Genomic DNA, 13232 nt, shown 5'->3' on the forward strand with positions numbered 1-13232 from the left:
GCGCCGGCGGGTGGCGGGTGGTGATCGTCCGGTCGGCCGCCGACCTCGCCGGCGCCTGGGCGCTCGCCGACCAGGCCACCGAGGACTTCGCCAGGGCGGTTCATGAGGGTCCGGATGACGATCATCGCCGGGCTGGCGACGCTGGCCGGCTCGGTCGGGCTGTACCCGCTGTTCGCGACCGGCGGCTGGTTCTGGTCGGGGCTCGGCGCGGTCGCGTCCGTCGCGGCCGGCGGCCTGGTCGTGCGGCGGTTCCGCGTGCCGGCGCCGGTCAGCGCGCTCGGCGGGCTCGCCGCCCTGCACCTGTACCTGACCGTCATGTACGCGCCGGGGGAGGCGCTGCTCGGCGTCGTGCCGACGCCCGGCTCGATCCGCAGGCTCGCCGAGCTGATCGGCGACGGCTGGGACGCCGCCGGCCGGTACGCGGCGCCGGTGCCGCTCGTGCCCGGCATCGCGATGCTGGTCGCGGCCGGGATCGGGCTCGTCGCGGTGCTGGTGGACCTGCTCGCCGTCCGGCTGCGCAGGGCCGCGCCCGCCGGGCTGCCGCTGCTCGCGATGTACAGCGTGCCGGCCGCCGTGCGCGAGGACGGCGTGAGCTGGCTGGCGTTCGGCGTCGGCGCCCTCGGGTTCCTGGCGCTGCTGATGAGCGACGCCCGCGAGCAGGTCGGCGGGTGGGGCCGGGCGGTGTTCACGCCGCGCTGGTCGGAGGAGGTCCCGATGGCCGGGCGGCGAGCCCGCCGCCCGACCGGCGGCGCGAGCGGCCCGACGCGAGCGCGCTCGCCGCGAGCGGTCGGCGCATCGGGGTCGCCGCCGTCGCGGTGGCCGTGCTCGTCCCGACGGCCGTGCCGGGCATCCACCCGCGCGGCATGTTCGGGATGGGCGGCGGCGGGGGCGGCGGCGGGACGGAGACCGTGACCACGCCCGACCCGCTGGTCAGCCTCAAGCGGGAGCTGACCCGCCCGGACGACTCGGTCGTGCTGACCTACCGGACCGACGACCCGGCCGGGCCGGACTACCTGCGGCTGTACGCGCTGGACAGGTTCGACGGCGACCGCTGGACCTACAGCGCGCTCCAGAGCAGCGCCAAGGACCGGCTGTCGGGCCGTACGCTGCCGTCCCCGCCCGGCCTCGGCGGCGTGCCCGCCCGGACGGTGACGACCCGGGTGCGGGTCCGCAAGGAGGTCAAGCGCATGACCTTCCTGCCGGTGCCGTACGCGCCGTCCCAGGTGTCGATCAAGGGCGACTGGCGGGTGCACGCCGGGTCGCTGATGGTCTACTCGCTGCGCGATTCGGCGGGCGGCCGGTCGTACACGGTCAGGAGCGTGCGGGCGCGGCCGACCGGCGCGGACCTGTCGGCGGCGCGCGGCTACCCCGGCGACGTCGTCTCGCACTTCACGTCCGTGCCGAGGAACGTCCCCCCGCAGATCCACGACCTGGCGCGGCAGATCACGGCGGGCGCCACGACGGCGCACCAGCAGGCGGTACGGCTCCAGCGGTGGTTCACGCAGACCGGCGGGTTCGTGTACGACCTGTCGGCGCCGGCGCCGCAGCACGGCAGCGACCTCACCGACTTCCTGCTGCGCGGCAAGCGCGGCTACTGCGAGCAGTTCGCGGCGGCGATGGCGCTGATGGCCCGCATCCTCGGCATCCCGGCCCGCGTCGCGATGGGCTACACGCCGGGCACGCAGTCGGGCCCCGACGAGTGGATCGTACGGTCGCAGGACGCCCACGCGTGGCCCGAGCTGTACTTCGAGGGGGCGGGCTGGGTGCGGTTCGAGCCGACGCCCGGCGGCCCCGCCGGGCAGGGCACCGCGTCGGCGCCCGCCTACAGCGAGCCGTCCGGCTCGTCCTCGGCGCAGCACCCGCAGGGCGAGACGGAGCCGTCCAGCGGGCCGTCCGCCGGCTCCACCGGGCGCGCCGCGCCGAACCGCGGCCAGCACGACCGCCCCGACTTCGGGCCGACCGACGACCCGCGGGCGGAGGAGAGCGACGACTCCGGCGGCTCGTCCCCGGCGTGGCTGGCGGGCGTCCTGGTCGTCCTGCTGATGGCGCTCGCGGTGCCGATGGTCGTCCGCGTGCTCGCGCGGCGGCGCCGCTGGGCCGCGGTCACCGCCTCCCCCGGCCGTTCACCGGACGCGGCCCGCGCCGCCGACCCCGCCGACGCGGCGCACGCCGCCTGGGGGAGATGCGCGCCGACGCCCTCGACCACGGCCTCCGCTGGCGCGCCAGCGACTCCCCCCGCGCCGCCGCGCGCCGCCTCGGGGAACTGCTGGAGCTGGACGACGAGAGCGCCGGTGCGCTCGGCCGGATCGCCCGCGCCGAGGAACTGGCCCGCTACTCCCGTACGGCGGCGCCCGCACCCGCCGACAGCCTGCGCGCCGACGTCCGTACGGTACGCGAGGCGTTCGCGGCGTCGGTGGCCCCCCGCACCCGCTGGCGCGCCCGCCTGCTCCCCCGTCCACGGTCGCCCAGACCTCGGAGGCCGTACGATCCGCGGGCGGCCGTTCCATGGAGGCCCTCACCCGCCTGGAAGAACTGGCGGCCCGCCTCCCCTCCCCGGCCGCCGCAGCAACCGCCCCTGACCCGAGCCCGCGGAGAAGCCATGTGGCTCCGGGGCTTGGGACCGTGAGGTGGACGAACAGCTCAATGATCACGCGAGCGCGTTAACTAACCGGGGAGGCGACGCCGAAGGCGAGCCTCCCCGGTTAGATCGCGAAGCGATGCAGCGCTCGCAAAGGCACGGTCAGGGAGCGAGCCGCCAGGCGAGCGGACTGGGCCGGGACTTCAATCAACACAGCCGCTAGGCGAGCGCCGTAGGCCGGGACTTCTTAAATACCGCCGTCCCCTTCGGTGCGGCGGCGCCAGCGCTCTTCCATGCGCTCCATGAAGCCGGCCTTGGGGCGCCTCCCCGCTGGCGGCGCCGGCGGCGGGGGCGGCCTCCGGAGGCGGCGGCCTCGGTGCCGATGCCGGTCATGCGCTTCCAGCTCGTCAGCGCCCAGACGCAGCAGACCACCATCAGCAGGAAGCCGGTCACGCTGACCGCGATGGTCACCGTCCCCTGGTTGATGACGAGTCCGGCCATCAGCGCGCAGACGCCCACCACGAAGCCGAGGGCCGCCTTCACGATCCGGCGCTTGTAGTGCACCTGCGGGTTGGTGGAGCGGACCGCGTGAGCGAACTTCGGATCCTCGGCGTACAACGCCTGCTCGATCTGGTCGAGCATGCGCTGCTCGTGATCAGAGAGCGGCACGGCGCCTCCCAACGACAGCCCCGCGACGGGGTATCCGATGCAGGACGGGAACCTCAACGGTGATATGCCCAGAATACGAGCCCCGACGAGCGTACGAAAGCGAACGGCCTACCGCGGACCACTTCCCGGTCACCTCATCCGCCTGTCTCATCGGCCCGTTTCCCCTCCGTCACGCCCGTCACCGTCGTCGGCCCTCCGGACGAGCGCGGCGGGACGGACCATGCCGCGGCCGAACCGGTTCGCCACCTGGTCCATCGCACGCTCGGCCTCGCGCCAGCCGCTTTCCGGCTCGTCGAAGGCGAGCTGGCGGGGGGCCTCGTCGGCCGGGCCCAGGTTCTCGACCCGTACCCCGACCAGACGGAGTCGTACCCGTTCCAGACCGGCCGCCTCGTACAGCTCGCAGGCTGTGACATAGATCACACGGGCGAGATCGGTGGGCTCACGGAGCGTGCGCGACCGTGTGATCGTCTTGAAGTCGGCCATCCGGAGCTTGACGCTGACCGTCCGGCCCGCGTTCCCGCTCGCGCGCAGACGCGCGCCGACCTTCTCGGCCAGCCGTAGCAGCTCCCGGCGGATGGTCTCCGGGTCGTCGATGTCGTGGTCGAACGTCTCCTCGGCGCCGATGCTCTTGTCCGGGGTGTGCGGGACGACCTCGCGCGGGTCGCGTCCCCAGGACAGGTCGTGCAGGTGGGCGCCGAGGGCGTTGCCGAGCTCGCGCTGGAGGGTGCCGAGCGGGACCTGGGCGAGCTGGCCGACGGTGCGGAGGCCGAGGCGGGTCAGGGCCTGCTCGGTGCGCTCGCCGACGCCCCACAGCGCCGCGACGGGCAGGGGGTGCAGGAAGTCCTGGACGCCGTCCGCCGCGACGACGAGGAGGCCGTCGGGCTTGCAGTGGGTGGAGGCGAGCTTGGCGACGAACTTGTTGGCGGCGACGCCGACCGAGCAGGTGATGCCCTGCTGGTCGCGGACCTGCGCGCGGATCTGCCGCGCGATCTCCGCGGGGCGGCCGAGCCGGCGCAGCGCCCCGCCGACGTCGAGGAACGCCTCGTCCAGCGACAGCGGCTCGACCAGCGGCGTGACCGTCCGGAAGATCTCGAAGACGGCCGCGGAGACCCTGGAGTACTTCTCGTGGCGGGGCGGCAGCACCACGGCCTGCGGGCAGAGCCGCCGCGCGCGGGTCATCGGCATGGCGGAGTGGACGCCGTAGCGGCGCGCCTCGTACGACGCGGCCGACACCACGCCGCGCCCGCCGACCCCGCCGACGATGACGGGGCGGCCGCGCAGCTCGGGGCGTTCGAGCAGTTCGACGCTCACGAAGAAGGCGTCCATGTCGACGTGCAGGATGGGGCAGCCGGTGTCGTCGGCCGGGGGGCCCGGCTGGGGTCCCGGCCGGTGCAGCTGCTGTTTGCGGCTCATCTCACGTCACAGGGCTCTCACGGCGCGGCCCGCGTCACGCGGGGGGCTTGTCGGCGAGCAGGTGGAGCTGGGTCGCCAGCTCGCGCAGGACGGGGTGGACGGCCGCGACCGACTCCAGCGCGATCAGCGCGTCGGCGGAGTCGGCGTCGCAGTCGAGCGCGCCGCCGGGCGCGAGGTCGGCGAAGATCCGCACGCCGTGCAGCTCGCCGACCCGCAGGCCCGCGGCGGCGACGAGGGAGGAGAGGGTCTCGCGGGTGAACCGGCGCGGCACCCGGTCGTGCTCGCCCCAGCGGCCGGACACGTCGGTCAGCACGCGGCGGGCGTCGTCGAAGTGGCCGGCCGCCGCGCGGTGCAGCGCCGCCGCGATCTGGCCCGCGACCAGCACGCTCACCGAGCCGCCCGGGCGGACCGCGCCGGTCAGCGCGGCCATCGCCGCGGCCGGGTCGTCGACGTACTCCAGCACGCTGTGGCACAGCACCAGGTCGGCCGCGTCGGGTCCGAGCAGGTCGGGCAGGTCGGTCGCGTCGCCCTGCACGGACCGGACCTTCACGCCGGACTCGGCGGCGCGCCGTTCGAGGGCGGCGAGCGCGTCGGGGTTGGCGTCGAGCACGGTGACGCGGTGGCCGAGCTCGGCGAGCGGCACCGCGAACCCGCCGGTGCCGCCGCCGACGTCGACGACGTCGCTCGGCCCCTCGGGGGCGATGCGGTCCAGGACGGTGCGGAGCGCGTCCCAGAGGACCGCGCTGCGCACCCGGCCGCTCCCCCGCCCCCGCCTCTGCTGCTGGGCGGCCACGGCCACCCCCCTCACCTCGGTCGGTCCTGCCCGCTCGCCCGCGGTCATCAGCCCCACCCTAGCCCCGGGCCGGGTCACAGGGTCAGGGACGGCTTGAGCCGCTGGAGCCGCGACAGCAGCCCGTTGACGAACCGGGGGGACTCGTCGGTGGACAGCTCGGTCGCGAGGCCCACCGCCTCGGCCACCGCGACGCCGTCCGGGACGTCGTCGACCCACAGCACCTCGTAGGCGCCCATCCGCAGGATGTTGCGGTCGACGACCGGCATCCGCTCCAGCGTCCAGCCGGTCGCGTACGTCGCGATCAGCTCGTCGATCCGCTCGCCGTGCTCCTGCACGCCCTCGATGATCCGCACCGCGTGCGGGTACTCCGCGAGCTCGTCCTGGTTGGGGCGGCCCCGCGCCGCCAGCACGTCCGTCGGCCGTTCCTCCCGCAGCTCCGCCGCGAACAGGATGTCCAACGCCAGCTTCCGGGCCTTGGTCCTGGCACTCATCGTCTCGCTCCGCCCGGCGGCTCGCAGCCGCCTCCACGCGACGGCCTGTCTCGTCGCTCTGCCGGCACGCCTCCGGCGCTCCTCGCCCGCGCCGCGGCACCGGGGGCCGCGGCGCACCTCGTCGCCCGCCCGGCGTCAGCCGCGGCCGAGGTACTCGCCCGACCGGGTGTCGACCTTGACCTTCTCGCCGGTGGTGATGAACAGCGGGACCTGGATCTGCGCGCCGGTCTCCAGCGTGGCGGGCTTGCTGCCGCCGGTGGAGCGGTCGCCCTGGAGGCCGGGCTCGGTCTCGGTGATCTGGAGCACCACGGCGGCGGGCAGCTCGACGTAGAGGGGGTTCTCGTTGTTGAACGCGATGACGGCGTTCTGCTCGGGCAGCAGGTAGTCGGCGGCCGAGCCGACGGTCGCGGCCGGGATGTGCGGCTGGTCGTAGGTCTCGGTGTCCATGAAGACGAAGTCCTCGCCCTCGCGGTAGAGGTACTGCATCTCCCGCTTGTCGACGCTCGCGACGTCGACCTTGGTGCCGGCGTTGAAGGTCTTGTCGACCACCTTGCCGGACAGGATGTTCTTGAGCTTGGTGCGGACGAACGCGCCGCCCTTGCCGGGCTTGACGTGCTGGAACTCCAGGACGGTCCACAGCTGGCCGTCGAGGTTCAGCGCCATGCCGTTCTTCAGGTCGTTCGTCGTCGCCACTGCGTTGCTCTCCTGATCGCGGATGCGCCCGTACGTCAGAGTACGAGCAGTTCCCTGGTCGTCTCGGTGAGAAGCTCCGGGCCGCCCGCGCGGACCACCAGCGTGTCCTCGATGCGGACGCCGCCCCGGCCCGCGAGGTAGACACCCGGTTCGGCGGTCACCGGAACCCGATCCATCAGCTTACCGGTCCTGTCGTACCCCATGAGCGGGGCCTCGTGGATCTCCAGGCCGACGCCGTGCCCGAGCCCGTGGGTGAACGCGGCGCCGTGCCCGGCGGCCTTGATCACGTCGCGGGCGGCGGCGTCGACCGCCGTGGTCTCGGCGCCCGGGACGGCCGCCTTGATCGCGGCGCGCTGCGCCCGGCGGACGAGATCGTACAGCTCGCGCTGCCAGGCCGCGGGCTCGCCGATCGCGACGGTGCGGGTCATGTCGGCGTGGTAGCCGCCGTACAGCGCGCCGAAGTCCATGGTCAGCAGGTCGCCGCGCTCGATCCGGCGGGCGCCGGGGTGGTGGTGCGGGATCGCGCCGTTCGGGCCGGACGCGACGATCGACTCGAACGCGGGCCGTTCGGCGCCGCGGTCGACCATGGCCCGCTCCAGCGCGATCGCGATGTCGCGCTCGGTGCGGCCGGGGGCGATCTCGGGCAGGACGGCGTCGAACGCCCGGTCGGTGATCGCGCACGCCTCGCGCAGCAGGGCCAGCTCGTCCTCGTCCTTGACCTTGCGCAGCTCCTCGACGGGGCGGCCGAGGGGCTTGAACTCGATCCCCATGTCCTCGGTGACGAGCTCCGCGTGCCGTTCGACGGTCAGGTCGTGGGCCTCGAAGCCGAGGCGGCGGGCGCCGGACTCTGCGGCGAGGGCGGTCAGCGCCTCGGCCGCGCGCCGTTCGACGACGGTCTCCAGGTCGGGGCAGACCTCACGGGCCATCTCGGCGTAGCGGCCGTCGGTCGCGAGGACGGGCGGGCCGTCGGCGCGGACGAGCAGCACGGCGTTGGAGCTGTCGAGGCCGGTCAGGTAGCGGACGTTGACCAGCCGCGTGACCAGCAGCGCGTCGGCGTCCCGCTCCGCGAGCAGCGCGGCCAGGCGCCGCCGTCGTTCGGTGTGCGTCTCCCCCATGGCCAGGACTCTAGTTCATCGCGGGGACGCGCCTCCGGCCCGTGCGAGGGGCGGACGTGGGGCAGATGTGCGGCGGACGAGGGTGGACGGGGCGGGCCCGGCGGGCCGTACGGGACGGGCGTCTCGGAGCGGTCACGGAACATGAGAAACCCTCGACTTCCCCGGCCGCGGTCCCTACCTTGTGATCGTTTCCGTCGTGGTCCGCCCGCCTCCCGCCCCGGTCCGTCTCCCCGCCTTCCCCCAGGAGGGATTCACTTGTCCGGAGTCAGCCGCCGCAGACTGCTCGGCACCGGCGCGCTCACGGCCGCCGCGACCGCAGCGGCCACCGCCGTCAACGCCTCGTCCGCCTCCGCCTCGCCCGCCTCCGCCACCGCGGCGGCCCCGCCGGGCGGCGCCGCCGCGTCCGCCGACGTGGTGGTCGTCGGCGCCGGGCTGTCCGGCCTCTGCGCCGCCCGCGACCTGGTCGCGGCGGGCCGCTCGGTGATCGTGCTGGAGGCGCGGGAGCGCCCCGGCGGCCGGGTGTACGGGATGCCGCTCGGCGACGGCACCACCAGCGAGGGCGGCGCCGAGTTCATCGGCCCCACCCAGGACCGGATCGCGGCGCTCGCCGCGGACCTGGGCGTCGGCACGTTCGCGACGTACAACACCGGCAAGAACGTCTACTACCGCAACGGCAAGCGGTCGCTGTACGCCACCGACGGCCTCCTCGGCGCGGTGCCGCCAGACTGGGGCGTGTTCGACCTGCAACTGGCGCTGCTGTCGCTCGGGAACATGGCCAAGAGCGTCCCGGTGGGCGAGCCGTGGAAGGCGCCGAAGGCCGAGGAGTGGGACTCCCAGACCTTCTACACGTGGTCGCGGTCCAACTCGTTCAGCAACGGGGCGCGGTTCCTGATGGACGCGTTCGTCAGCTCGACGCTGTCGGTGCGGTCGCGCGACGTGTCCCTGCTGTACGTCCTCAATTACATCGCGTCCGCGGGCAACGAGTCGTCCCCCGGGAAGGTCGACCGGCTCATCAACACCAGGGACGGCGCGCAGGAGCTGCGGTTCGTCGGCGGCTCGCAGGAGATCCCGGTACGGCTCGCGGCGAAGCTGGGCGACCGCGTCCGCTACAACGCGCCGGTGCGCTCGGTCGGCGTGCGGGACGGCGCGGGGGCGGGGTGACGGTCGAGGCCGACGGGATCACGGTCACGGCGAGGCGCGCGGTCGTCGCGATGTCCCCCGCCATCGCGGCGAAGATCCACTTCACGCCGGGGCTGCCCGCGAGCCGGGCGCAGCTGGCGCAGCGCTACCCGATGGGGTCGATCGCCAAGTTCGTCGCCGTCTACGACCGCCCGTTCTGGCGGGACGAGGGCCTCACCGGGCAGGCCGTCGCCGACAGCGGGGCGATCGACGCCACGTTCGACAACACGCCGCCGGACGCCTCGCGCGGCGTGCTGATGGGCTTCGTCAACCAGTCCAACATGCGGCGCCTGGACGCCGCGTCGCCGGACGCGGTGCGCGCGGCGGGGCTGGACTCGTTCGGCAAGCTCTTCGGCGAGAAGGCCAAGAGCCCGGTGCGGACGGCGTTCCAGCGCTGGGACAACGAGGTGTGGAGCGGCGGCGGCCCGGTCGGCGTCGCGCCGCCCGGCGTGCTGACCGACTTCGGCGAGGCGCTGCGCGCCCCGTGCGGGCCCGTCCACTGGGCGGGCACCGAGACGTCCGGCCACTGGACCGGCTACATGGACGGCGCGGTCCGCTCCGGCGAGCGCGTGGCCAAGGAGGTCGACGCCGCGCTCTGACCGCGGCCCCGCGCCGGCCGGCGTCGATCTGCGGCCCGCCGCCCGCGGCCGGGGTCCGGGGCCGGGCCCCGGGCCTTGGCCTCGGGGCCGGGTCCCGGGGCCTGGGCCTCGGGACGCCGGCACGCCGCAGATCGACGGGGCGTCAGAGGTCGGCGGCCATGGCCTTGATCTTCTCGATCAGGGCGAGGCGGCCCTTGTGGTCGCCGGCGATGGGGGTGATGTTCAGCGTGGTGACGCCGGACTCCTTCATCGCCGCGAGCCGTTCGCGCACGTGGCCCTCGGGCCGATCAGCGACATCTTCTCCAGCAGCTCGTACGGGACCTTGGCGGCGGCCTCGTCCTTCTTGCCCGCGAGGTAGAGGTCCTGGATCTCCTCGGCCTCCTTCTCCCACCCGTACCGGCGGCAGAGGTCGTTGTAGAAGTTGCGGCCCTTGGCGCCCATGCCGCCGATGTAGAGCGCGGCCATCGGGCGTCCGAACTCCAGGAAGCCCTGGACGTCGTCGCCGATGGCGAGCGGGGCCTGGCCGACGACGTCCAGCTCGCCGAGGGACGGGTCGCGCTTGGCCCTGCCCGCGGCGAGGGACTCGCCCCAGACCTGCCCGGCCTTCTCGGGCAGGTAGAAGATCGGCTGCCAGCCGTTGGCGATCTCGGCGGTCATCTCGACGTTCTTCGGGCCGATCGCCGCGACCATGACCGGGATGTCGGCGCGCACCGGGTGGTTGATGATCTTCAGCGGCTTGCCGAGCCCGGTGCCCTGGCCCTCCGGGACCGGCATGTCGTAGTGCTTGCCGTGGTGCTCCAGCCGCTCGCGCCGCCACACCTTGCGGCAGATCTCGATGATCTCGCGGGTGCGGCCGAGCGGCGCGGTGTACGGCACGCCGTGGAAGCCCTCGATCACCTGCGGGCCGGACGCGCCGAGGCCTAGCGAGAAGCGGCCCTCGGAGACGTAGTCGAGCCCGGCCGCGGTCTGGGCGAGCGCGGTCGGGGTCCGCGAGTAGATGTTCAGGATGCCGGAGGCGATCTCCACCCGCTCGGTCTTCGCGGCGATGTAGCCCATCTGGCTCACGGCGTCGAAGCTGTACGCCTCGGCGACGTAGACGATGTCGAGGCCGGCCTTCTCGTAGTCGCCCAGCTCCTCGACGGTCTCCTTGAAACCGCCCGAGTAGCTGAGGGCCATCCCGATGCGCATCCGGCATCCCTTCTGTGAAACCGAATTAGATTCCAGTCGAACGTAACGTAGTGCCGCCCGCCGCGCACGCCCGGCCCCGGCGCGGTGCCGTGGCGGTGCCGTGGCGGTGCCGTGGCGGTGCCCGTGGCGCCCGGGCGGCCGACCGGCCCGGTCAGGCGAGGGCCGGGCCGCGCAGGGCGGCCAGCGCGGAGGCGTAGAGGTCGGTGCGGATCCTGGCCACGGTGCGGCCGTTCTTCGGGGCGAGTGACGAGGCGAGCTGGAGCGCGGCCGGCAGGACGCCCGCCTCGTCGGCCGTGCGGTGCACGATCCCCGCGTCCATCGCCTGCTCGGCGGTGTAGCGGCGGCCGGTGAGCATCGCCTCGTGGGCGGTGCCCTTCGGCAGGCGGGCGGTGATGAGCGCGTTCATGCCGGGCGTGAAGCTCATCCCGAGGTCCACCTCGGGCAGGCAGAAGTAGCCGCGGTCGGTGCGCATCACGGCGAAGTCGTGGGCGAGGGCGAGCATGCCGCCGCCCGCGAACGCGTGCCCGTTCACCGCCGCGACCGTGGGCATCGGCAGGGACAGCAGGCGCGCGTACACGGCGTGGACCCGGCCGAGGTACTCCTCCAGCCTGTCCTCGTTGGCGCCGAGCCACTCCAGGTCCAGGCCGTTGGAGTAGAACTTGCCGGTGCCCGCGGTGACCAGCGCCGCGGGGCCCTCGCTCTTCTCCACCTCGGCGAGCGCGCCGTCGAGAGCGTCCAGGAAGGCGGGGCTGAAGCGGTTCTCCCCCGCGTCGAAGCGCAGGACGTACACCTCGCCGTCGCGCTGAAGGTCGATCACGCAGGTCTCCTCTTCCTCGAAGGTACGAGCCGTACCTTACTTGCGAGTAAGGTACGGCTCGGCGGCACGCCCGGCGCGGGGTCGGCTCCGGCGGCCGCGCCCTCGCCTCGTCGGCGGCGCTGCTACCTGGTGCCGACGAACACGTTGTCGATGCCCCAACCGGCGCCGTACTCACCGGAGCGGCCCTTGTAGTGGAACCGTACGAGCACATCCGAGTGCCCGGCGGCCTGCGGGATCGGCGCCGTCAGCCGTGCCGCGGTCTTGGCCGGCACTTCCCAGACGGCCGACCATGTCGCCCCGCGGTCAAAGCTCAGTTCGACGCTGCCGGTCCCCCGGTAGGAATAGAAGTAGGTATCGAACGCGACGACCGGGCTCTTCTGGCCGGTCAGGTCGACCGGCGAAGAGACCAGCGAGGCGTCGGCCAGGTAGTCATTGACACGGCCGGGACCGACGGTGGCGAAGGCCCCGTCGGAGCCCGGCGGCCGGCTGAGGGGCGAGGTGCTGAACAGCCAGTTGAGATCGGTGTCCGCCGAGTGCGTGAGGGCCCAGCCGTCCCGCGGCGGCCCGTACTCCCAACCCGTGAACTCCGCGTAGAGGCTCGTGGGCCGCCCGCCGCCGTTCTCCTCGGGCAGCGGAGCCGCCGAGGCGGCGGGCTGACCGGTCAGCGCGGAGACGGTGAGCGCGCCCACCGTGACGGCCAGGCCGGTCAGCGCGGACGAGAGCATCCGCTGGACCGAATGACGCTGTCTCATGAGTTCTTCCTTTCGCTGTTGAACTTTCAGCGGTCGACGCGGGCCGGCCGGGCCCGCGTCAGGCCGCTGTGGCACCGCCGCTGCGGACGGCGCGTCATCCGGGTTCCGGTGACTCGGGCGGTGCGCCGTCGGTCATTCCATCCGTCCTTTCATGCCGTCGCGGGCGCCGGGAACCTCACGGTCCCAACAACCTGCCTGTGCAGACACTTATTTCCGGAAACGGAGCTCTCTTGCGGGAGATCCTCGGTGCCGCCCGGCCCACGGGGTCGCTATGACGTTCGTCATGGTCAAGGCGCGAAGCTTATGATGAATGTCATAATCGGTGTCCATGGGGAGCAGCGACAGCCGGGAACGCATGGTGCGCAGCGCCGCCTACCTCTTCCGGGAGCGCGGCTACAGCGGAACGGGCTTCCGCGACGTGATCGCGCACAGCGCCGCGCCGCGCGGGTCGATCTACCACCACTTCCCCGGCGGCAAGGCGCAGCTCGCCGAGGAGGCGGTCCGCTACGCCGGGGAGTTCCTCAACGCGGGGATCCAGGCGGCCACCGAGGGCGGCGACGCGGCGTCCGCCGTGGACGCGTTCGTCGGCTGGTGGCGGCAGGTGCTGATCAAGAGCGAGTTCCGGGCGGGCTGCCCCGTGGTCGCGGTCACCGTGGAGGCGCACGAGGAGGCGCCGCAGCTCGCCGCCGCTGCCGCCGCCGCGTTCGACCGCTGGCAGGACACCCTGGCGACCGGGCTCGGCAACGCGGGCGTCCCCGACGCGCGCGCCGCCCGCCTCGCCCGGCTGATCGTGGCGGCCGTCGAGGGCGCGACGATCCTGTGCCGCGCCCACCGCGACGTCGCCCCGCTCGACGACGTCGTCGCCGAGCTCAAGGACCTGACCCGCGCCGCCGTCGCGGACGGATGACCGGCGGCGGGAGCGGGGGCGCGGGGCGCGCGCCGGGC

Annotated in this window: 13 protein-coding genes and 1 pseudogene; 5 read left to right on the top strand and 9 right to left on the bottom strand. The window is 73.9% G+C overall.

What is annotated here, in order from left to right; all coding sequences use genetic code 11:
• The first annotated feature begins 114 nt into the window (after positions 1-114).
• Complete coding sequence (locus GEV43_RS46725; RefSeq protein ID WP_164717125.1) at positions 115-912, top strand: DUF3488 domain-containing protein; 798 nt, start codon at positions 115-117, stop codon at positions 910-912.
• The gene (locus GEV43_RS00925; protein ID WP_309239989.1) at positions 795-2579 is read left to right on the top strand and encodes a DUF3488 and transglutaminase-like domain-containing protein; all 1785 of its coding nucleotides are present in this window, start codon (positions 795-797) and stop codon (positions 2577-2579) included. Before GEV43_RS46725 ends, GEV43_RS00925 begins: the two co-directional genes overlap by 118 nt.
• Positions 2580-2797: 218 nt before the next feature.
• Here the strand turns inward: GEV43_RS00925 and GEV43_RS00930 are convergent, their stop codons facing one another.
• The 6 genes from GEV43_RS00930 to GEV43_RS00955 form a co-directional block, all read right to left on the bottom strand.
• A complete protein-coding gene (locus tag GEV43_RS00930) occupies positions 2798-3247 on the bottom strand; it encodes a DUF3040 domain-containing protein (protein ID WP_309239373.1) in 450 nt (149 codons plus the stop codon).
• Between the two features lie 147 nt (positions 3248-3394).
• On the bottom strand, positions 3395-4660 hold the full coding sequence (locus GEV43_RS00935; RefSeq protein WP_160819083.1) for a DNA polymerase IV: 1266 nt from the start codon (positions 4658-4660) through the stop codon (positions 3395-3397).
• A 34-nt stretch (positions 4661-4694) separates the two neighbouring features.
• Complete coding sequence (locus tag GEV43_RS00940; RefSeq protein WP_309239374.1) at positions 4695-5411, bottom strand: methyltransferase domain-containing protein; 717 nt, start codon at positions 5409-5411, stop codon at positions 4695-4697.
• A 116-nt stretch (positions 5412-5527) separates the two neighbouring features.
• Positions 5528-5944 (bottom strand): transcription antitermination factor NusB, encoded by a 417-nt coding sequence (nusB, locus tag GEV43_RS00945; protein ID WP_160819085.1) that lies wholly within the window; start codon positions 5942-5944, stop codon positions 5528-5530.
• Positions 5945-6079: 135 nt separating this feature from the next.
• Positions 6080-6637 (bottom strand): elongation factor P, encoded by a 558-nt coding sequence (gene efp / locus GEV43_RS00950; RefSeq protein ID WP_160819086.1) that lies wholly within the window; start codon positions 6635-6637, stop codon positions 6080-6082.
• Positions 6638-6672: 35 nt separating this feature from the next.
• Positions 6673-7752, bottom strand: coding sequence for a Xaa-Pro peptidase family protein (locus GEV43_RS00955; RefSeq protein WP_160819087.1), 1080 nt, complete (start codon positions 7750-7752; stop codon positions 6673-6675).
• A gap of 255 nt (positions 7753-8007) precedes the next feature.
• Between GEV43_RS00955 and GEV43_RS53145 the strand changes: the two genes are divergently transcribed.
• Positions 8008-8913 carry an FAD-dependent oxidoreductase gene (locus GEV43_RS53145; protein ID WP_309239375.1) on the top strand — a complete coding sequence of 302 codons (906 nt, stop codon included), beginning with the start codon at positions 8008-8010 and terminating at the stop codon, positions 8911-8913.
• The gene (locus GEV43_RS53150; RefSeq protein WP_160819089.1) at positions 8910-9530 is read left to right on the top strand and encodes an FAD-dependent oxidoreductase; all 621 of its coding nucleotides are present in this window, start codon (positions 8910-8912) and stop codon (positions 9528-9530) included. The genes GEV43_RS53145 and GEV43_RS53150 overlap by 4 nt, the downstream gene beginning before the upstream one ends.
• A 142-nt stretch (positions 9531-9672) precedes the next feature.
• Here the strand turns inward: GEV43_RS53150 and GEV43_RS00970 are convergent.
• From GEV43_RS00970 to GEV43_RS00980, 3 genes and pseudogenes are all read right to left on the bottom strand, one after another.
• A pseudogene (locus GEV43_RS00970) lies at positions 9673-10718 on the bottom strand (LLM class F420-dependent oxidoreductase).
• Positions 10719-10869: 151 nt separating this feature from the next.
• Complete coding sequence (locus GEV43_RS00975; RefSeq protein ID WP_160819090.1) at positions 10870-11535, bottom strand: enoyl-CoA hydratase-related protein; 666 nt, start codon at positions 11533-11535, stop codon at positions 10870-10872.
• A 122-nt stretch (positions 11536-11657) separates the two neighbouring features.
• The gene (locus GEV43_RS00980) at positions 11658-12287 is read right to left on the bottom strand and encodes a hypothetical protein (RefSeq protein WP_160819091.1); all 630 of its coding nucleotides are present in this window, start codon (positions 12285-12287) and stop codon (positions 11658-11660) included.
• Positions 12288-12615: 328 nt separating this feature from the next.
• Between GEV43_RS00980 and GEV43_RS00985 the strand changes: the two genes are divergently transcribed.
• A complete protein-coding gene (locus tag GEV43_RS00985; RefSeq protein ID WP_160819092.1) occupies positions 12616-13194 on the top strand; it encodes a TetR/AcrR family transcriptional regulator in 579 nt (192 codons plus the stop codon).
• Positions 13195-13232: the final 38 nt, after the last annotated feature.

The sequence above is a fragment of the Actinomadura sp. J1-007 genome, assembly GCF_009793335.1.
In the GTDB taxonomy this organism is placed as follows: Bacteria; Actinomycetota; Actinomycetes; order Streptosporangiales; family Streptosporangiaceae; genus Spirillospora; species Spirillospora yumaensis.